This is a genomic window from Bacillus sp. JKS001846 (genome assembly GCF_900176455.1).
Lineage (GTDB): Bacteria > Bacillota > Bacilli > Bacillales > Bacillaceae_G > Bacillus_A > Bacillus_A cereus.
This window is the reverse complement of the sequence record NZ_FWYG01000001.1, coordinates 5173709-5198250: the sequence shown is the minus strand read 5'-3', so window position 1 is coordinate 5198250 and position 24542 is coordinate 5173709. Positions and strand designations below refer to the sequence as shown.

The following is a 24542-nucleotide window of genomic DNA, read 5'->3' as shown; positions in this document are numbered from 1 at the left end:
AAGGGCATGATTGGAAATGTCTAATATTGGTGATAAATGCGAATCAGTTGTAAGGCGATCAGGGTCATACTGGAAGGAATATTTGCAAGGAAAGTTATCTGGATGGCAGCTGCTTTCTAATTACAAGAGACCTTTGCAATATAAACATAAAGAAGATTCTTTTTTATTTGACTTTAATTCGGTAATTAATCAAAAAATCAATTTACATAGTAAACAGCAAAAATATACTACTTTTCAGATTATGTTAACAGCATATCAAATTTTATTATATAAATATTCTAAACAAAACGATTTTTTAATAGGTATTTCCCAAGGTGAAAATAAATATTTAGATATAAAATTAAATAAATCATTATTGCCTTTGCGAGTAACTGAAATAGGTCAATTGACTATACGAGAATTATTACAGAAGACTCAAGAAAGTGTTACTGACCATTTATGGTATCAAGAAATTTTAAGAGAAAACTTAATGAGAGATAATTTATTTAGCGATTTGGAGAATTCTTTCTCGAAAGTTTATTTTACATATAGTAATAATATTCAAATGTTAGGGGACTCTTATGTAATTAATCCGATAAATCCCCCATACTTATTATTTCATATTAGTAATATTGAAAATAATGTTAAGGGTAGAGTGAGCTTTAATAGTAACATTTTTGATCAGCTACAAATAAGACGAATGGTTGCACATTTTACAAAAATAGTAGAATCTATTTTAGATAATAGGGATCTACTTATTAATGATATCAATATTCTAACAGAGGATGAAGAGCATCAAATTCTTTATGAATTTAATAATACAAAAAAGTACTATCCATCTCATAAAACATTGCAACAGTTGTTTGAAGAGCAGGCAGAGAAATCTCCAGAGAATATTGCAGTTGTATATAAAGAACAATACATTACTTATCAAGAATTAAATGAACGTGCAAACCAAGTCGCTCATATATTACGAAATAAAGGGATAGAAAAGGAAAAAGTTGTAGCAATTATGGTTGAGCGTTCAGCGGAGATGGTAGTTGGAGTATTAGGTGTTTTAAAAGCAGGAGGAACTTACCTACCAATTGATCCTAAATATCCAAATGAGCGTATTGAATATATGCTTTCAGATAGTAAAGCTTGTATAGTTTTAACTCAAGTACATTTAGCAGAAAGATTGAATTGTGAGCAGATAATATTAGATTCACAAAAACTAGATCTATTGAGTGGAGAGTTCTCTAATCCAGAAGGAATAACACAACCAAATGATTTGGCTTATGTCATTTATACCTCAGGTTCTACAGGAAGACCCAAGGGCGTAATGGTAGAACAACATTCAGTAATAAATTTGTGTTTTTGGGCACAAAATTTCTTTAGAATTAGTGACAAGGATATAAGTGGACAATATGTAGGATTTGGTTTTGATCCATGGGCGTTAGAGGTATTTCCATATATATTGAAAGGTGCGACATTACATATTATCCCAGATGAAATTCGTTATGACATATACGAATTGAATAATTATTATGAAAAAAATAGAATTAGTATAAGTGCTTTACCTACGCCAGTATGTGAACAGTTTATGGAATTAGAAAACAATTCTCTACGTGCATTAATAACTGGGGGCGACCAATTAAGAAAATATAAAAAAAATAATTATAAATTATTTAATAACTATGGGCCGACTGAACATACAGTTGTTACAACAAATGGAGAAGTTAACGAATTAGACGGCAATATATCAATAGGAAAACCAATTGATAATACTGAAGTTTATATTTTAGATGAAAAGGAAAGCTTACAACCTATTGGAATTCCAGGAGAACTATGTATTTCTGGTGCTGGAACGGCAAGAGGGTATTGGAATAATAAGGGATTAACACAGGAAAAATTTGTGATTAACCCATATAAGCCAGGAAGATTAATGTATAGGACAGGTGATATGGCCAGATGGCTTCCAGATGGGAATATCCAATTTATAGGAAGAATGGATCGCCAAATAAAAATTAGAGGATATCGAATTGAATTAGATGAAATTGAGTCGTATTTGTTGAATTATAAAGGAATAGAGAAAGCAACTGTAACGGCAAAAGAATCTGAAATAGGTGGGAAATATTTAGTCGCTTATATTATTACCGATCCTAGTTTTGAAATTAATCAGTTAAAGAGTGAAATGAGGAAATACTTTCCAGAATATATGGTACCTACACATTTTGTAAAAATGGATACTTTTCCTCTAACAGTACATGGGAAAATAGATCCAGAATCCTTACCAGAACCGGATCAGGAAATCCTAGAATTAGAAAGAAATTATGAAGTAGCTAATAATGCTTTAGAAAAAAAGTTGATTGAAATTTGGCAAGAAGTTCTTCTAATAAAAAAAATAGGTGTTCAGGATGATTTCTTTTTATTGGGAGGGCATTCATTAACGGCAATGTTACTGTTGTCTAGAATACAGAAAGAATTAGGATTAAAAGTAAGTTTAAAACAATTATTCGCGAAACCAACCATCCGAAGTATTGCAAATTTGATGTATGAATCATCAAATTATAATTTTGAGAATATTCAATCGGTAGAAGAAAGAAGTTATTATGTTACTTCATCTGCACAAAAGCGTATTTATACATTATCACAATATGGAAACGATAATACAACTTATAATATACCCAACGTTTTAAATTTCCAGGGGGAATTAGATGTTGCAAAATTAGAAATATCATTACGAACGCTTATAAATCGTCATGAGATCCTCAGAACATCATTTATTACTAAGGATGGAGAGATTTTACAGAAGGTTCATGATGAAGTTCCGTTTAATATAGAAATGATTCCTAAGGACATAGATGATCAATATGAAAAAACAGACTTTATACGTCCTTTTGATTTAAATCAAGCCCCACTTATGCGTGTAGGATTAACGGAATTAGAACAAAATCGATATATATTCATGCTTGATATTCATCATATTATTGCGGATGGGGTATCTATTGGTATCTTTATGAAAGAATTGATGGAACTTTACTATGATAATGAATTACCAGCATTAAAGTTACAATATAAAGATTACGCTGAATGGCAACAAGAGTTTACACAAAGTGAAGCAGTTCAGGTACAAAAAGAATATTGGATGAATCGTTTTAAAGATGGTGTGCCGGTAGTAGAATTACCAACTGATTATATGCGTCCTTCTGTACAAAGTTTTGAAGGGGATAGTGTATTTTTTGACATTGATGTGACTCTGACCAAGCAATTAAAACAAATTTGTCAGAAAAATGGTGTAACGTTGTATATGGCATTAATCAGTATTTATCAAATATGGTTGTCTAAGTATACAGGACAAGAGGATGTTATGGTTGGTACAGTTACTGCTGGGAGACATAACGCTGATTTATATCAAGTCATGGGAATGTTTGTGAATACACTTGCAATCAGAGGAAATCCAAAGGGTGGTCAAACATTCCGTCAATTCTTACAAGAAACAAAGGAAAGCACTGTAGAAGCATTTGAAAACCAGGAGTATCAATTCGAAGAATTAATAGAAGAACTGAAGATACAAAGAGAAACAAGTAGAAATCCTTTATTTGATACAGTGTTTGTTTTAGAAAATATGGATACTTTGGAATTTGAAAATGAAAAATTAAGAGTAAGTCTTGATACATTTAATCATCAAAAGTCCAAATTTGATCTCACTTTAATTGGAAGAGAATATAATTCCAAGCTCTTTTTTCAATGGGAATATGCCACTAAGTTATATAAAAGAGAGACAATAGAAAGGTATAAGGAGCACTTTATTCAAATTTTAAAAGAAATTCTAAACAATCCAGACCAGAAAATTGCAGATATCAAAATGATTACAGAGATAGAGCACCATAAAATTTTGAATGATTTCAATAATACTAAAACGGAATATCCAAAAGAAAAGACATTAACGCAATTGTTTGAAGAACAAGTGAAGAAGACACCAGAGAATATTGCCGTAGTATATAAAGACCAATGTTTAACTTATCGAGAGCTAAACGCAAGAGCGAATGAACTTGCTTATATGTTGTTGGAACAAGGGGTTACTAAAAATCAGATTATTGGTTTAGTCGTAGAACGTTCCGTGGAAATGATTGTAGGAATTTTAGGGATTTTAAAAGCTGGGGGGGCATATTTACCAATTGATCCTCAGTATCCACAAGAGAGAATCATGAATATTCTAGAAGATTCTAAAACTGAAATTTTGTTAACGACATCGAATCTAGAAAATGAATTGGCCGATTCTTTATTTGCTAGTTGTGGTTTACAAGGGAAGACGATTTATTTAGACGAAATTATAAAAGAAGAGGTATTAGAAGAGAAGAAGAACCCTGGCATTTCTAAAGATTCATCATCATTAGCATACGTTATGTATACTTCTGGTTCTACAGGAACCCCAAAAGGAAATTTAACTATGCATTACAATGTATCTCGTGTTGTGAAGGATACAAATTATGTGAACATAAAAGCAGACGATCAATTGTTACAAATAGCCAATTATGCTTTTGATGGATCTACATTTGATATTTATGGTGCTTTATTAAATGGAGCAAAACTAGTATTAGTAGATAAAGAGGTAATAGGAGATATTGAAAAGCTCTCTGAAGTAATACAGAAAGAATCTATTACTATGATGTTTGTTCCTACGGGACTTTTCCACACAATTGTAGATATAAGAGTAGACTGTTTTAGAGGAATGCATACAGTTATAGTTGGTGGAGACAAATTATCACAAAAGCATGTGAAACAAGTAGTTGATGTGTATGGAACAAAAATTATTAATGGGTATGGTCCGACAGAAAGTACTGTATTTGCTACTGCAGCTGAAGCGAATACATTTGTTGGAAAAACAACTGAAATACCGATTGGGAAGCCATTATCTAATACGGAGATTTATATTTTAAATCACCAACTACAATTAAATCCAATTGGGGTAATAGGGGAAATCTGTATAGCTGGGGATGGCTTGGTACAAGGGTACTTAAATCGTCCAGAATTAACAAAGGAAAAATTTATTTATCATAATAATCTGCAGAAAAGATTATATCGTACAGGTGATTTGGGTAGATGGTTGCCAGATGGAAATATTGAATATTGTGGACGAATGGATCAACAAGTAAAAATTCGAGGGTATCGAGTAGAATTAGGAGAAATCGAAGCTCGTCTATTGAATGTGGAAGAAATACAGGATGTAGCTGTAGTAGTTGAAGAATTAAATGAGGGAGATAAAAATTTAATTGCCTATACGGTAGCTGATACAGTTTTAAATATTTTTGAGTTACGTAATAAATTAATGCAAAGTCTTCCCGTTTATATGATGCCATCACAAATAATTCAAATAAAAGCTATCCCCCTAAACTCTAATGGGAAAGTTGATAAGGTAGCTTTATTGAATCACGAAATAAGTGATAAAGAAGAAAGTTTTAATATAGAGCTTCCTCAAAATTCAATGGAAGAAATGTTATTAGGTATTTTTAAAAAAGTATTAAATATTGATCAACTTGGAGTAAATGAATTGTTTTTTCATATTGGTGGAGACTCTATAAAAGCTATTCAAGTGTCATCTAGATTAAATCAACTTGGTTATTATTTGGACGTAAAACATTTGTTATCTAATTTAAATATTCGTCAATTGAGTGCGTATGTTACGCAAAAAAAACAAAAATACAATAATGAGATTATTTCTGGTTCAGTACCATGTACACCGATTCAAAAATGGTTTTTTGAAAAAAGATTTGAAGAGGTCGAACATTTTAATCAATCATATATATTGCATGCGCCAGAGGGATTTGAAGTCAATATAATTAATGAGATATTCTCCAAAATTGTAGCACATCATGATGCATTAAGGATTATTTTAAAGGATGGAAATCTTTATAATCGTGGAATGGAAAACCCATTATTTGAGCTTGAGGTTTTACAAATAGCAGATGGTGTGAATAGGCAAGAAAAAATTGAGAATGAGTGTAATCGAATACAAAGAAATATATCACTTGAAGATGGTCCGCTTTTAAAGCTAGGTTTATTTCAAACAGGAGAAGGAGATTATCTTTTAATTGTGGTACATCATCTTGTAGTAGATGGTGTATCTTGGAGAATTCTGTTTGAAGACTTTTCAACCCTTTATAGTCAAGCAATCAATGGAGAAAAAATGCAGCTTCCCAATAAAACGGATTCTTATCAAACTTGGGCAAAACAGCTGGAAGAATATGCACAAAGTGATGAAATAGGAAGAGAAATATCGTATTGGGAAGAATTATCAAAGGTGGATGTGCCTGCTCTCATAAATAAGAAAGCCATTTCAGGTGAGTATTTTATGAAAGATTATGATAAGACTAGTCTTTATTTTACAGCGGAAGAAACAATAAATCTCATTAAATATGCAAATAGAACATATAACACAAGTATAAACGATTTGCTTATTTCAGCACTCGGTTTAACTATACATGAATGGAATTCAAATGAAACTATCTGTATAGGTGTAGAAGGTCACGGAAGAGAAAATATTCTTGATGATATTGATATAACGAGAACAGTTGGTTGGTTTACTACTATATATCCACTTGTTCTACAAATGAAGAATGTAAATGAGATTGGTGATTATATAAAAAAAGTGAAGGAAACCATACGCAAAGTTCCAAATAAGGGAATAGGGTATTTTCTTTTAAAATATTTAAGATTAACGGATAAAGAAGGATTTATAGATAATTTAAGTCCGGAGATTGGATTTAATTTCATGGGTGATTTTGAACTGGAAAATATGGAAGATTTTGATATGCTTTCGAAAATGAAGGGCCAAGAAGTTAGTTCAAACTATCCATTAGATTTTTCTCTGAATTTAGAAGGCGGTATTATGAATAAACATCTATATATGGATTTTTATTATAATAGAAATCTATTTGAAAAACATACTATTGAACGGATGGCGGAAAGATACAAATCTTATCTTCTTCAAGTTATTGAGCACTGTGTAAATAAAGAAGATTTTGAATTAACACCAAGCGACTTTACTTCTTGTGATTTAGATTTTGACACTTTAAATGAGGTATTTAATATTATTGAAAATTTGTAGGAGTGAAGGAACGTGTATTCAAAAAAAGACATACAAAATATTTACTTCTTAACCCCCATGCAAGAGGGGATGTTATTTAATTATGCAATGAATGAAAAAGCAGGATCATATTTAGAGCAAATCACTTTTTCAATTGAAGGTACATTTAATTTTTCAGCTTTTAAGGCAGCCCTTCAAGTTTTAGTTGCTAGATATGATGTGCTTCGTGCTAGGTTTATCTATAAAAATGTAAAAAGACCAGTTCAAATTGTGTTAAAACAAGAAAAAATAGATATAAATCTTAAGGACATTTCTTTATACAATCAGAACAATAAGGAAGAATTTGTAAAAAAATTTTATGAATTAGATAGAGAAAATCAATTTAATTTAGCTAAAGAACTGCCTTTTCGAATTAATATTTTTCAACTTTCTTCTAAAGAATATCTTGTTATTTGTAGCTTCCATCACATTATTTTAGATGGATGGAGTGTGGGAATATTATTACGCGAGTTTGGAGAGATATACGGAAATTTAATAAATAATAAAAAGATAGAGTTGGATGAAACTAAGCCGTATAGTCAATATATTAAATGGTTAGAAAAACGAGAGGGGAGGGAAAATGATTTAACATATTGGAAACAGTATCTTAAAGGATATGAACAAGTAGCGGGGATTCCTAAAGCAATAAAAAACAGGCAAAGTCAAGAATATGATTTACAGCAAATTGACTTTCGATTTAGTAAACAGGTAACCGAAAGATTGAAGAAAATTGCTCAACAAAATGGAGTTACGCTAAGTGCACTATTTCATACATTATGGGGGGTATTTCTCCAAAAGTATAATCAATTAGATGATGTTGTATTTGGATCTGTTGTATCGGGGAGACCTTCAGCCTTAGATGGTATAGATAAAATGGTAGGACTACTTATTAATTGTATTCCAATTCGGGTTCAAGCCGATGGTTCTATGCCATTCTCAAAGTTATTAAAAAAAGTGGGTACTGAGGTTGTAGGTTTAAGTGATTTCCATTTCTCTCCATTATCGGAGATTCAAGCAAATACAGCATTGAATCGTAATTTAATTAATCATGTAGTTGTTTTTGAAAATTATCCGTTAGAAAATATAATGTCTTCAAATAATGAGGAATATCTAGGTTTTAACATTAAGAATATAGATGCATATGAGGAGACTGATTATGATTTTAATGTAGTTGTTATTCCAGAAGAAGAACTACATATTCGTTTTGGGTATAATGCTTTGGAGTATCAGGAATCATTTGTACAACGAATGAAAGAGCATTTTCAAAGTATTGCCGAAACGGTATCTATTCAACCAAATATTAGTATAAAAGATATTGATTTTGTAACTTTAGAGGAAAAAGAAATACTGAAGGAAGAGTTTCAGCAAGTTGAATATTGTAAACAAAAAACAATTATTGATTTATTTGAAAAGCAAGTATCTAAAACTCCTAAAAATATTGCTGTTCAATTTGAGAATCGGAAACTGACATATGCTGAATTGAATGATAAAGTTATAAAATTAGCAAAAACACTATCCTCTAAAGGTGTTCAGCATGAAGAAATTATTGGTCTTATGGTTGAGCCTTCATTGGAAATGATCATTGGTATATTAGGAATATTAAAGGCGGGGGCTACGTTTTTGCCTATAGATCCTACTTTTGTACCAGATCGTATAAAATACATGCTTAGCGATACTAAAGCTAAGAGGCTATTAACACAGAAATGTTTAGAAGAGTTATTGTTAAATCTTAATTTTCAAGGAGAAATTACTTATATAGATGATGAACAAATTTATAAAAATGTAAATGTAATATGTGACTTTAAAAGTAAGGAATCGGACTCAGCGTATATTATCTATACTTCTGGTACAACTGGAAAGCCTAAGGGTGCATGTATTAGTCATAAAAATGTTATAAATTATATCAATTGGTTTACCAAAACCGCACAACTAAAAAATGAAGATCGAACAGGGCTGTTATCATCATTTTCTTTTGATTTAGGTTATACATCTCTATTTTCAGCACTTTTAAATGGCTGTCAGTTGCACATTATTAGAAAAGAAACATATACTTCTCCATCAAAATTATTAGAATATATTCAATACCATCGCTTAAGCTATCTAAAGCTTACGCCTTCATTATTTTCTTTTACTATAAATGATCCTGCATTTGTATCAAATGTATTGGAGAATGTAAGGTTGATAGTTTTAGGGGGAGAAGAAATTAATGTAAAGGATATAGAAAAGATATATGAAAATTGCTCACATATCCAATTTATGAACCATTATGGCCCAACAGAAACAACTATTGGGGCAATTGCTCAAGTAATTTCATTTGATCAATTTTCAATTTATCAAGAATGTCCTACGATTGGTAAAGGTATTGACAATATAAGAGTCTATATTTTAGATAAGCAGATGAATGTTTTGCCAAAGGGAATTACAGGAGAAATCTATCTAGCAGGAGATGGCTTAGGAAAAGGTTATTTAAATAATGAAGAACTAAATGAACAGAAATTTTTGCAGCATACATTATTAGATAAGACGGAACGTTTATATAGGACAGGGGATTTAGGAAGATATTTAGAAGATGGAAATATTCAATTTTTAGGGAGGGTGGATAGCCAAGTAAAGATAAGAGGTTATCGTATTGAGACATCCGAAGTTGAATACCACTTACGTTCACTAGAGGCTATTGCCGAAGCGAGTGTTATTGGTAAACAAGGTCAAGATGGTATTTCCTATCTTTGTGCATATGTAGTTTTAAATAAAGCAGTAAACTTTTCAGAACTACGAGTGGAGTTATCTAATAAAGTTCCTGATTATATGATTCCTTCTTATTTTGTACAAATGGATAAAATTCCTTTAACACCTAATGGTAAAGTAAATCGAAAGTTACTTCCAGAGCCAGATTCAAATATAGGAACTAACATTTCTTATGAGGCACCTAGAAACAATATAGAAGAAAAATTAGTTTGTATTTGGAAAGACATACTCTTGGCTGATAGCATTGGTATTTTTGATGACTTTTTCTTATTGGGTGGTCATTCATTAAAGGCTATGACTTTACTGTCTAGAATTCAAAAAGAATTAGAAGTAGAAATTAATTTAAAGCAATTATTTGAGAATCCTACAATTCATGGACTAGCTGAATGTATCTCTAAAACTAAAAAGTCTTTATATTCATCTATTAAATGTGCGGAGCGTAAAGATAATTATGTAGTTTCCTCAGTGCAAAAAAGAATGTATACATTATCTCAATATGATTCAACAAGTGTAGCTTACAACATTCCGATTGTAATGATGATTGAAGGTAACATTGATGTAAAACGATTAGAAAAAGCGTTAGATAGGATTATTAAACGTCATGATTCACTTAGAACTTCTTTCAAAATGCATAATGATCAAATTGTACAAAATATATCGAAAGAGGTCTCATTTGTATTAGTAAAAGAAGTAGCTCGGAGTAAAGATATTCAAGTAATATTTAATAATTTTATAAAGCCATTTGATTTAACTAAAGCACCTTTGATGAGAGTTGGGTTAATAGAATTAGAAAAAGAGCAACATCTTTTAATATTAGACATTCATCATATTATTGCAGATGGTCTATCTATTGGTATTCTTATAGAAGAATTAATGGATGAATATTATGGTAAAGAATTAAAAGAATTAAAATTACAATACAAAGATTATGCAGAATGGCAGCAAAGGTTTATTCAAAGTGAGGAGTTTCAAAGGCAAAAAGAATACTGGGTAGGCCAATTTAAAGATGGGGTTACAAAAGTAGATATGCCTACTGATTATGTACGACCAAACGTACAAAGCTTTGAAGGGGAAAATGTATATTTTACAATTGATTCCGAACTTACGAGAAAATTGAAAGAAGTTTGTCAGGAAACAGGTGTTACATTATATATGCTATTAATAAGTGCATATCAAACTTTATTGTCTAAATATGTAGCACAAGAAGAGATTATAGTTGGTACGGTAGCGGCCGGAAGAATGCATGCAGATTTACAAAATATTGTAGGGATGTTTGTTAATACTTTACCAATAAAAGGGGAATTGGATAGTAATAAGACATTTCGTGAATTTTTAGGAGAGATAAAATTAAAAATTTTAGAGGCCGTTGATAATCAGGATTATCCATTTGAAGAATTAGTTGAAGTACTTGCGTTACCAAGAGAAGCAAGTAAAAATCCATTATTTGATACAATGTTTGTTATGGAAAATGTGGATATATCAGATATAAAATTGAATGGTTTGAAAATTAATCCATGTAATGTCGACTATCCTTTTGCCAAGTTTGATATGACAGTGTCCGCTAAAGAGCATCATGGAAAATTAACATTTCGTTGGGAATATGTAAGAAATTTATATAAAAAGAAGACTATTGAATTATTTACAGAACATTATGTAGAAATATTAAATAGCATTGTGCGGGATTTGGATCAAAAGATTAGTGATATAAATATGCTTACAAAGAAAGAACAAATTAAATTAAGTGATGAATTGAAAGAAATAAAAAGAGAATATCCATTACATGGAACGTTACAAAGGTTATTTGAAAAACAAGTAGAAACAAATCCCGAAAAAGTTGCAGTAGTATATGAAGATAAAAGTTTAACCTATAAAGAATTAAATGAACGGGCAAACCAATTAGCACATACTTTACAAGCTAGGGGAATAGGAAGAGAGTGCGTTGTAGGAATTATGGTGGATCGTTCAATAGAAATGATGGTAGGAATCTTAGGGGTTTTAAAAGCTGGCGGAGCGTATCTACCGATTGATTCAAACTCTCCTCATGAACGTATTCAATTTATGTTAGAGGATAGCCAGTCGGAAATAATATTGACTCAAACACATTTGATTGAAAAGTTAAGCCATAGGTATAGTGTTTTAGATTTACAAAATCCGGAGAGTTATAGCAATGATCATTCTAATCCTGAAATTATAAATCAAGCAAATGACCTAGCCTATATTATTTACACTTCGGGCTCTACCGGAAAAGCTAAAGGGGTATTAGTTACTCATTATAATGTTATTCGGTTATTTACTGCTACAGATCATTGGTATGGATTTAATGCAAAAGATGTATGGACTTTATTTCATTCTTATGCTTTTGATTTTTCTATTTGGGAGATTTGGGGAGCATTAATTTATGGAGGAAAGTTAGTTATAGTACCTTATGAAGTAAGTCGTTCACCTGAAGCTTTCTATAATTTATTAATTGATCAAAGAGTGACTATCTTAAACCAAACACCATCAGCTTTTCGACAATTAACTAGGTATGAAGAGGGATTACAAGAACGTGGAGAGCTATTACTTCGATATGTCATTTTTGGTGGAGAGGCCTTAGACCCTAAAAGTTTAAAAGGATGGATGAAGAATCATGGAGATCAGAAACCGCAAATAGTAAATATGTATGGGATTACAGAGACTACTGTACATGTTACATATCGTCCAATTACTCTGAAAGATGTCGAGGAAACAGTAGGAAGTGTAATTGGCAAACCTATTCCTGATCTACAGGTATACCTTCTAGATTCAAATCAACAATTTGTTCCTACATGTGTACCAGGTGAAATATATGTTGGTGGAGAAGGTGTTACTCGTGGTTATCTAAATCGTCCTCAATTAACGTTAGAACGATTTATTAAAAATCCATTTATAGAACAGACTGATGCATATCTTTATAGGACTGGTGATTTAGGGAGATTTACATCTGATGGAGAACTTGAATATTTAGGAAGAATTGATCAACAAGTTAAAATTCGAGGATTCCGTATAGAATTAGCAGAAATTGAGCAGCATTTAAGAAAACATGAATCTATCCAAGAAGTTGTTGTGTTAGATAGATTAGATCATGAAGGAAATAAGATTTTGGCAGCTTTTTTAGTATTAAGAGATGCACTTACGGTTTCACAATTGCGAAAATTCTTGATGAAGAGTCTTCCAGATTATATGATTCCGTCCATGTTTGTTGCTGTAAAGGAGATGCCTCTTACTACTAATGGAAAAATAAATCGAAAAGTATTATTAAATTTAGATGCAAATCTAGAGATTGGATCTAAGTATGAAGCACCAGAGAACGATTATGAGGAACGTTTAGCTAATATATGGGAATTTCTTCTTGGAATTGAAAATATTAGTGTTACTGATGACTTTTTCGTGTTAGGTGGAGATTCATTAAAAGCAGTTATTTTAGCTGGGCGTATTCATCAGGAGTTTAACGTAGAAATTAAGGTACAAGAAATATTTAGATTAAGTAATATTAGAGAATTATGTAAATATATCTATTCTACAGAGTTAAATGCATTTTCGAGTATTAAGCCTGTAGGACGTAAGGAAAAGTATAATGTTTCATCTGCTCAAAAACGAATATATGCTTTGTCTCAATATGACTTAGAAAATACTACTTATCAGATACCAAATATAGTGATAGTAGAAGGGAATTTGGACATCAAACGATTAGAAGATACTTTACAAACATTGATTCAAAGGCATGATATATTAAGATCTTCTTTTCACTCTATAGATGATAAGGTCATACAGTGTATTAATGATCAAATTGTTTTTGAATTAGAAAGAGGTTTGATAAAAAATAAATCTTTTGAAGATGTTATTGATGAGTTTGTACGTCCTTTTGATTTAGGACAAGCACCACTTATACGAGCGAGAGTAATAGAGTTTGGAAAAAACCAGTATATATTTATGTTAGATATTCATCACATTATTGCGGATGGTGTATCCATTGGCATCTTTATGAAAGAATTGATGGAACTCTATTATGAGAATGAATTACCAGCATTAAAGTTACAATATAAAGATTACGCTGAATGGCAACAAGAATTTATACAAAGTGAAGCAATTCAGATACAAAAAGAATATTGGACGAATCGTTTTAAAGATGGTGTGCCGGTAGTGGAATTACCAACTGACTATGCGCGCCCTGCAGTTCAAACATTTGATGGTGATCGGGTTTCATTTACTTTAAATCAGGAATTGACAAGGCAATTAAAAGAAATTTGTCAAGAAACTGGTGTCACAATGTATATGTTATTAATGAGTGCTTATCAAGTATGGTTATCCAAACATACGGGGCAAGAAGATATTGTTGTTGGTACAGTTTCGGCCGGTAGATCTCATGTAGACTTACAACAAATGATCGGAATGTTTGTGAATACACTTGTAATACGAGCGGATGTAAATGCAGAGAAAACATTTAGAAAATTTCTTGAGGAAATGAAGGAAGAGCTATTAGAGGCGTTTGAAAATCAAGATTATCAATTCGAAGAATTGGTAGAAGCTCTATCTTTACCAAGAGAAACGAGTAGAAATCCTCTATTTGATACGATGTTTGTTTTAGAAAATATAGATGTACCAACAATTCCAAATAAAGGATTACAAATGAGAAATTATGAATGGAATCATGGTATTTCTAAATTTGATATGACGATTGTTGGACAGGAACGAGGAAATCAACTGCATTTTCAATGGGAATATGCAACTAAGTTGTATAAAGAAGAAACGATTAATAAATTTAAAGAACGTTTTATTAGAATTTTAGAAACGATTGTACAAAATATTGATCAGTCAATTGGAGAACTTGAAATCATTACAGAGAAAGAAAAGCATCAACTTTTGTATGAATTTAATAATACAAAAACAGAATTTCCAAAAGAGAAGACACTGTCTCAATTGTTTGAAGAGCAAGTGAAGAAAACGCCAAATAATATTGCCGTAGCATATAAAGATCAATCATTAACTTATCGTGAGCTAAATGAAAGAGCAAATCAACTTGCTCATATGTTAAGAAGTAAGGGAATTGTAAGAGAAGAAATTGTAGGAATTATGCTTGAGCGTTCGGTAGAAATGTTAGTGGGAATTTTAGGAGTTTTAAAAGCTGGAGGGGCATATTTGCCAATTGATCCTGAATATCCAGAAGAGCGAATTACTTATATGCTTGAAGATAGCCAAGCGCAATTAGTATTGACCCAAACGCATTTAATAAAAAAATTAAATATTAAAAGAATGATATTAGATTTACAAGATACAGCTTGTTATAGCTCAAACTGTTCGAATCCTGAAAGGATAAATCAATCAAATGATGTAGCTTATATTATTTATACCTCAGGTTCTACAGGTAAACCAAAAGGCGTAGTAGTTGAGCATCAATCGGTCATAAACCTTTGTTTCTGGCATCAAGAATATTTCCAGGTTACAGAACAAGATAATAGTACTCAATATGCAGGATTTGGTTTTGATGCATCTTCGTGGGAAATACTACCGTATATCTTAAAGGGTGCAACATTGCATATTATCCCACACGAGATTCGTTTAGATATGCAACGCTTGAATGCTTATTATGAGCAAAACGAGATTAGTATTAGTTTCTTACCAACACCGGTTTGTGAACAATTTATTGAATTAGAGAATAACTCTCTTCGTGTGTTACTAACAGGTGGTGATCAGTTAAGGAGATATAAAAAGAATGGATATAGATTATTTAATAACTATGGTCCTACAGAGAATACGGTTGTTACGACAACTGGAGAAATAAGTAAAGTAGAAACTAATATACCAATTGGAAAACCAATAGCTAACACTAAAGTATATATTTTAGATGAGCAAAAGCAGCTGCAACCTATTGGTGTTATTGGAGAACTATGTATTTCTGGTGCTGGAATAGCACGAGGTTATTGGCAGAAGGAAGATTTAACTAAAGAAAGATTTATTGCAAATCCATATCAGCAAGGCGAAATAATGTATCGAACAGGTGACATGGCAAGATGGCTACCAGATGGAAATATTGAGTTTTTAGGAAGAAATGATCATCAAGCTAAAGTTCGAGGATATCGGATAGAATTAGCTGAAATCGAATCTTGTCTATTGAATGTGGAAGAAATACAGGATGTAGCTGTAGTAGTTAAAGGAGCTGTAACAGGAGAGAAATACTTAGTAGCTTATATTATTCAAGAATCTGAATTAGACATTCAAAAAGTGAAATCTGAACTTATGAAGCAAATACCTGAGTATATGATTCCAACATTCTTTATGCAGCTGGATAATCTACCTTTAAATACAAATGGGAAAGTAGATCGAAGAGCTCTTCCTGAACCTGATGAGAAACGTATAGGAATAGATACAATTTATGAAGAAGCTGATAATGAATTGGAACAACACTTGGTTCGAATTTGGCAAGAAGTTTTACAAATAGAAAAAATCAGTGTACATGATGATTTCTTCTTATTAGGAGGACATTCGTTAAAAGCGATGGTGCTTCTAGCTAAAATACAAAAAGAGTTAAAAATAAAACTTGGTTTAAAAGAACTATTTATGCATTCAAGTATACGCCGGCTATCTGTATATATGGAACAACTTAATGTGAATGTTGATTGCGTTATTAGGCCCGTAGAAAAGAAAGCATATTATTCAGCTTCATCTGCTCAACAAAGAATATATACTTTAACTAATTTAGATCTAAATGGTATCACATATAACATACCAAGTATCATGGAAATCAAAGGCGATTTAAACATCGTCAAATTGGAAAGAGCTTTACAAGGGTTAATTTATCGTCATGAAGTTCTTCGAACATCATTTGTTACTAGGGATGGAGAGATTTTACAGAAGGTTCATGATGAAGTTCCGTTTAATATAGAAATAATTCCTAAGGACATAGATGATCAATATGAAAAAACAGACTTTATACGTCCTTTTGATTTAAGTAAAGCTCCACTTATGCGTGTAGGATTAACGGAATTAGAACAAAATCGATATGTATTCATGCTTGATATTCATCACATTATTGCGGATGGTGTATCCATTGGTATCTTTATGAAAGAATTGATGGAACTCTATTATGAGAATGAATTACCAACATTAGAGTTACAATATAAAGATTACGCTGAATGGCAACAAGAATTTATACAAAGTGAAGCAATTCAGATGCAAAAAGAATATTGGACGAATCGTTTTAAAGATGGTGTGCCGGTAGTAGAATTACCAACTGATTATATGCGTCCTTCTATACAAAGTTTTGAAGGAGATAGTGTGTTCTTTGAAATTGATGTGTCATTGACAAAGAGATTAAAACAAATCTGTCAGGATAATGGTGTAACGCTGTATATGGCATTGATGAGTATTTATCAAATATGGTTATCGAAGCATACAGGACAAGAGGATGTTATGGTTGGTACAGTTACTGCTGGGAGACATAACACTGATTTATATCAAGTCATGGGAATGTTTGTGAATACACTTGCACTTAGAGGAAATCCAAAGGGTGGTAAAACATTCGGACAATTCTTACAAGAGACAAAAGAAAACACTGTAGAAGCATTTGAAAGCCAAGATTATCAATTCGAAGAATTAATAGAAGAACTGGAAATGCCTAGAGAGACAAGTAGAAATCCTTTATTTGATACAATGTTTGTTTTAGAAAACATAGATATTTCAGAGTTTAATACTGGTAATTTAACAATTATGCCTCATAAAACTAATTATGCATTTGCAAAATTTGATATGACTTTGTTGGCAGAGGAAAATATCAATCAAATATCTTTTCGTTGGGAATATGCCACTAAGTTATATAAAAGAGAGACAATAGAAAGGTATAAGGAGCACTTTATTCAAATTTTAAAAGAAATTCTAAACAATCCAGACCAGAAAATTGCAGATATCAAAATGATTACAGAGATAGAGCACCATAAAATTTTGAATGATTTCAATAATACTAAAACGGAATATCCAAAAGAAAAGACATTAACGCAATTGTTTGAAGAACAAGTGAAGAAGACACCAGAGAATATTGCCGTAGTATATAAAGACCAATGTTTAACTTATCGAGAGCTAAACGCAAGAGCGAATGAACTTGCTTATATGTTGTTGGAACAAGGGGTTACTAAAAATCAGATTATTGGTTTAGTCGTAGAACGTTCCGTGGAAATGATTGTAGGAATTTTAGGGATTTTAAAAGCTGGGGGGCATATTTACCAATTGATCCTCAGTATCCACAAGAGAGAATCATGAATATTCTAGAAGATTCTAAAACTGAAATTTTGTTAACGACATCGAATCTAGAAAATGAATTGGCCGATTCTTTATTTGCTAGTTGTGGTTTACAAGGGAAGACGATTTATTTAGACGAAATTATAAAAGAAGAGGTATTAGAAGAGAAGAAGAACCCTGGCATTTCTAAAGATTCATCATCATTAGCATACGTTATGTATACTTCTGGTTCTACAGGAACCCCAAAAGGAAATTTAACTATGCATTACAATGTATCTCGTGTTGTGAAGGATACAAATTATGTGAACATAAAAGCAGACGATCAATTGTTACAAATAGCCAATTATGCTTTTGATGGATCTACATTTGATATTTATGGTGCTTTATTAAATGGAGCAAAACTAGTATTAGTAGATAAAGAGGTAATAGGAGATATTGAAAAGCTCTCTGAAGTAATACAGAAAGAATCTATTACTATGATGTTTGTTCCTACGGGACTTTTCCACACAATTGTAGATATAAGAGTAGACTGTTTTAGAGGAATGCATACAGTTATAGTTGGTGGAGACAAATTATCACAAAAGCATGTGAAACAAGTAGTTGATGTGTATGGAACAAAAATTATTAATGGGTATGGTCCGACAGAAAGTACTGTATTTGCTACTGCAGCTGAAGCGAATACATTTGTTGGAAAAACAACTGAAATACCGATTGGGAAGCCATTATCTAATACGGAGATTTATATTTTAAATCACCAACTACAATTAAATCCGATAGGGGTAATAGGGGAAATTTGTATAGCTGGGGATGGTCTAGTACAAGGATATTTAAATCGTCCAGAATTAACAAAAGAAAAATTTATTTATCATAATAGCATGAAGAAAAGGTTATACCGCACGGGTGACTTAGGGAGATGGTTGCCAGATGGAAATATTGAATATTGCGGACGAATGGATCAACAAGTAAAAATTCGAGGGTATCGAGTAGAATTAGGAGAAATCGAAGCTCGTCTATTGAATGTGGAAGAAATACAGGATGTAGCTGTAGTAATTAAAGAAGCTGTAACAGGAGAGAAATACTTAGTAGCTTATATTATTCAAGAATCTGAATTAGACATTCAAAAAGTGAAATCTGAACTTATGAAGCAAATACCTGAGTATATGATTCCAACATTCTTTATGCAGCTGGATAATCTACCTTTAAATACAAATGGGAAAGTAGATCGAAGAGCTCTTCCTGAACCTGATGAGAAACGTATAGGAATAGATACAATTTATGAAGAAGCTGATAATGAATTGGAACAACACTTGGTTCGAATTTGGCAAGAAGTTTTACAAATAGAAAAAATCAGTGTACATGATGATTTCTTCTTATTAGGAGGACATTCGTTAAAAGCGATGGTGCTTCTAGCTAAAATACAAAAAGAGTTAAAAATAAAACTTGGTTTAAAAGAACTATTTATGCATTCAAGTATACGTCAACTATCTGTATATATGGAACAGCTTAATGTGAATGTTGATTGCGTTATTAGACCTATAGAAAAGAAAGCATATTATTCAGCTTCATCTGCCCAACAAAGAATATATACTTTAACTAATTTAGATCTAAATGGTAGCACATATAACATACCAAGTATCATGGAAATCAAAGGCGATTTAAACATTGTCAAATTGGAAAGAGCTTTACAAGGGTTAATTTATCGTCATGAAGTTCTTCGAACATCATTTGTTACTAAGGATGGAGAGATTTTACAGAAAGTTCATGATGAAGTTCCGTTTAATATAGAAATAATTCCTAAGGACATAGATAATCAATATGAAAAAACAGACTTTATACGTCCTTTTGATTTAAGTGAAGCTCCACTTATGCGTGTAGGATTAACGGAATTAGAACAAAATCGATATGTATTAATGCTTGATATTCATCACATTATTGCGGATGGTGTATCCATTGGTATCTTTATGAAAGAATTGATGGAACTCTATTATGAGAATGAATTACCAGCATTAAAGTTACAATATAAAGATTACGCTGAATGGCAACAAGAATTTATACAAAGTGAAGCAATTCAGATACAAAAAGAATATTGGACGAATCGTTTTAAAGATGGTGTGCCGGTAGTGGAATTACCAACTGACTATGCGCGCCCTGCAGTTCAAACATTTGATGGTGATCGGGTTTCATTTACTTTAAATCAGGAATTGACAAGGCAATTAAAAGAAATTTGTCAAGAAACTGGTGTCACAATGTATATGTTATTAATGAGTGCTTATCAAGTATGGTTATCCAAACATACGGGGCAAGAAGATATTGTTGTTGGTACAGTTTCGGCCGGTAGATCTCATGTAGACTTACAACAAATGATCGGAATGTTTGTGAATACACTTGTAATACGAGCGGATGTAAATGCAGAGAAAACATTTAGAAAATTTCTTGAGGAAATGAAGGAAGAGCTATTAGAGGCGTTTGAAAATCAAGATTATCAATTCGAAGAATTGGTAGAAGCTCTATCTTTACCAAGAGAAACGAGTAGAAATCCTCTATTTGATACGATGTTTGTTTTAGAAAATATAGATGTACCAACAATTCCAAATAAAGGATTACAAATGAGAAATTATGAATGGAATCATGGTATTTCTAAATTTGATATGACGATTGTTGGACAGGAACGAGGAAATCAACTGCATTTTCAATGGGAATATGCAACTAAGTTGTATAAAGAAGAAACGATTAATAAATTTAAAGAACGTTTTATTAGAATTTTAGAAACGATTGTACAAAATATTGATCAGTCAATTGGAGAACTTGAAATCATTACAGAGAAAGAAAAGCATCAACTTTTGTATGAATTTAATAATACAAAAACAGAATTTCCAAAAGAGAAGACACTGTCTCAATTGTTTGAAGAGCAAGTGAAGAAAACGCCAAATAATATTGCCGTAGCATATAAAGATCAATCATTAACTTATCGTGAGCTAAATGAAAGAGCAAATCAACTTGCTCATATGTTAAGAAGTAAGGGAATTGTAAGAGAAGAAATTGTAGGAATTATGCTTGAGCGTTCGGTAGAAATGTTAGTGGGAATTTTAGGAGTTTTAAAAGCTGGAGGGGCATATTTGCCAATTGATCCTGAATATCCAGAAGAGCGAATTACTTATATGCTTGAAGATAGCCAAGCGCAATTAGTATTGACCCAAACGCATTTAATAAAAAAATTAAATATTAAAAGAATGATATTAGATTTACAAGATACAGCTTGTTATAGCTCAAACTGTTCGAATCCTGAAAGGATAAATCAATCAAATGATGTAGCTTATATTATTTATACCTCAGGTTCTACAGGTAAACCAAAAGGCGTAGTAGTTGAGCATCAATCGGTCATAAACCTTTGTTTCTGGCATCAAGAATATTTCCAGGTTACAGAACAAGATAATAGTACTCAATATGCAGGATTTGGTTTTGATGCATCTTCGTGGGAAATACTACCGTATATCTTAAAGGGTGCAACATTGCATATTATCCCACACGAGATTCGTTTAGATATGCAACGCTTGAATGCTTATTATGAGCAAAACGAGATTAGTATTAGTTTCTTACCAACACCGGTTTGTGAACAATTTATTGAATTAGAGAATAACTCTCTTCGTGTGTTACTAACAGGTGGTGATCAGTTAAGGAGATATAAAAAGAATGGATATAGATTATTTAATAACTATGGTCCTACAGAGAATACGGTTGTTACGACAACTGGAGAAATAAGTAAAGTAGAAACTAATATACCAATTGGAAAACCAATAGCTAACACTAAAGTATATATTTTAGATGAGCAAAAGCAGCTGCAACCTATTGGTGTTATTGGAGAACTATGTATTTCTGGTGCTGGAATAGCACGAGGTTATTGGCAGAAGGAAGATTTAACTAAAGAAAGATTTGTTGCAAATCCATATCAGCAAGGCGAAATAATGTATCGAACAGGTGACATGGCAAGATGGCTACCAGATGGAAATATTGAGTTTTTAGGAAGAAATGATCATCAAGCTAAAATTCGAGGATATCGGGTAGAATTAACTGAAATTGAACATCAACTGTCAAAATATCCAGAAATTAAAAACTGTGTTGTAACAATAAATAAAAATGTAAATGGAGATAACAGTCTAGTTGCATATTATATAGCAGATGCAGAAATACCTGTCTCAAAATTACGTATATTTTTAGAACATTATCTTCCAAGTTATTTTGTACCAAAAGACTTTATACAAGTTAATGAGTTTCCAATGACTGTGCATGGGAAAATTGATATAAAAGCTTTGCCAAGTCCTAAGGAAATTGTAGAAATAGAGTATCAATCTCGTGGTAATGAAATCGAGGATAGTATATTTTCACTTTGGCGGGAGTTATTAAACACGGAAGATATAGGAATGGATGATAATTTCTTTGAATTAGGTGGAAACTCAATGATGATTATTATCTTACACTCTAAGTTATCGGCTATATATCCTGGAAAAGTTACAGTCTCAGATTTATTTGCATATTCTACTGTTCGTAAATTAGCTTATTTTATTGCAAAGCAAAAAGATAGTGATAAAAAATTAGAAGAAATAATGAAATTACAAATAAAGTTCCCTCAGTCAGTTATTGTTAATAAGGATACAAGAGCAGAAACGCAAATTGTTAATTTCCAAATAAAAGAAGAGATAGTACGTGGATTGACACAAGCCTCTAAAGATTATCAGGTGAGTATAGAAACATTGATGTTATCTTCGTATTTATATTTATTATCTAAGGTATCTGGACAAGAAAAAATCTCAATACAAGTAAGAATAGATGCAGATAAAAGTAAGGTAATAACTGCAAATCTTAATGATTTATATGACTTTAAAGAACTTTTTCTACAAACTAATAGGCAATTAAAGAATAGTATTGAATTAGAGTGGGAAAATGATGGGGACAAAATAGGATTTAATAAAACAATAAATTGCATTATACCGTATTTTTATTATCAAAAAGAAAATAAAAATATAGATATACCTTCCTACTGTGACTTATCAATTACTATTGATGACTCTAAACAAGGTATGAATTTAATATGTCAATATAATAAAAATAGAATAAAAACAAAATCTATTGAAAAGATAATACAAAACTACTTTTATATTATTTTGGAAATTATAAAAAAAGAGGTGTTCTAGATGGGTAAATTAGCTTTCTTATTTTCAGGACAAGGATCGCAATATGTAGGAATGGGAAAACAACTTTATGAAAGTTTTCCTATTGCAAGACAGACGTTTGAAGAGGCAAATGATGTGCTATCTTTTAATTTAAAAAAATTATGTTTTGAAGGAGATATAGATACATTAACTCAAACTGAAAATGCACAACCAGCAATCTTAACAGTAAGTACAGCAGCCTATCGGGTATATATGAATGAAATAGGTATTATGCCTGATTATATGGCCGGTCATAGCTTAGGGGAAATTTCTGCCCTAAGCTGTGCGGGAGCTATTGATTTTAAAGATGCTGTGAAGATCGCTCGTCGTCGTGGGCAGCTTATGCAGGAAGCTGTTATGGCGAGAGAGGGTGGAATGTTAGCAATTATTGGGTTAGGTCGAAAAATAGTAGAGGAGGCATCTAAACAATTTTCTAAGAAAGGGAATCTAGTAGTGGTTTCTAATAGTAATTCAGCAGAACAACATGTAATTTCGGGGCATAGTACTGCAATTGAAGAGGCTGGGAAGTACTTACAAAGTATAGGTGCTAAGTTAATCCCAGTAAAAGTTAGTGCACCATTTCATAGTCCTTTAATGCAACCTGCAGCAGATAAGTTCTATTACGAATTACAGGAATATAAGTTTAATAACTTAAATGTAAATGTTATTTCAAATGTAACCGCGCAACTATATCCAAATAAAGATTCTATAATTGATTATTTGGTGAAACAAGTTGTGTACCCAGTGGAGTGGAAGAAATCTATGGATTATTTAGATAGTCAAAATACTGAGTTCGCTGTTGAGATGGGGCCTAATGAAGTTTTAACAAAATTAATGAAAAAGAATATACCGTATATTAAAACTATTCCGACAGATATAGATTTAAATATTGAGAGTTTAAAGAAGGAAATTAAATCGAGAAAATATGTTCCTCAATTTATTTTGAGATGTTTAGGTATTGCGGTAAGTACGCCAAACTTTAACTGGAATGAAGAGGAATATCAACAAGGTGTAGTTGAACCTTATAGAAAGATGAAAGAAATTCAAGAGAATTTAGAAAGAGAAGGAAAAGAAGCTGAAATTTCTCATATGAAAGAAGCAATTGATTTGTTGTTGCTTATTTTTAAATCTAAAAAAACTCCAATAGAGGAGCGAAAGAGTAGACTTAATCAACTATTCTTGGATACAAATACACAATATTTATTTACTAAGCAGCAATTTGAAGATAAAACGTTAATTTTATAAGAGAAGGT

At 31.7% G+C, this 24542-nt stretch carries 4 protein-coding genes; all 4 read left to right on the top strand.

Going from position 1 to position 24542, the window contains the following annotated elements; translation table 11 throughout:
• The first annotated feature begins 16 nt into the window (after positions 1–16).
• Genes B9A45_RS27590 through fabD form a run of 4 tightly spaced genes read left to right on the top strand, consistent with a single transcriptional unit; the run spans position 17 to position 24534 of the window.
• Complete coding sequence (locus B9A45_RS27590; protein WP_084065533.1) at positions 17–7069, top strand: non-ribosomal peptide synthetase; 7053 nt, start codon at positions 17–19, stop codon at positions 7067–7069.
• 12 nt (positions 7070–7081) lie between these two features.
• Positions 7082–18103: a non-ribosomal peptide synthetase gene (locus tag B9A45_RS27585; protein ID WP_084065532.1), complete on the top strand. Its 11022-nt coding sequence runs from the start codon at positions 7082–7084 to the stop codon at positions 18101–18103.
• On the top strand, positions 18100–23271 hold the full coding sequence (locus B9A45_RS27580; RefSeq protein WP_084065531.1) for a non-ribosomal peptide synthetase: 5172 nt from the start codon (positions 18100–18102) through the stop codon (positions 23269–23271). Before B9A45_RS27585 ends, B9A45_RS27580 begins: the two co-directional genes overlap by 4 nt.
• Positions 23272–24534 (top strand): ACP S-malonyltransferase, encoded by a 1263-nt coding sequence (fabD, locus tag B9A45_RS27575; protein ID WP_084065530.1) that lies wholly within the window; start codon positions 23272–23274, stop codon positions 24532–24534.
• Positions 24535–24542 lie beyond the last annotated feature (8 nt).

Excerpts from the sequence above, each read along its gene's own strand:
- B9A45_RS27590 (WP_084065533.1), top strand. The coding sequence starts at position 17 with ATGTCTAATATTGGTGATAAATGCGAATCAGTTGTAAGGCGATCAGGG.
- B9A45_RS27580 (WP_084065531.1), top strand. The coding sequence starts at position 18,100 with ATGAATATTCTAGAAGATTCTAAAACTGAAATTTTGTTAACGACATCG.
- fabD (WP_084065530.1), top strand. The coding sequence starts at position 23,272 with ATGGGTAAATTAGCTTTCTTATTTTCAGGACAAGGATCGCAATATGTA.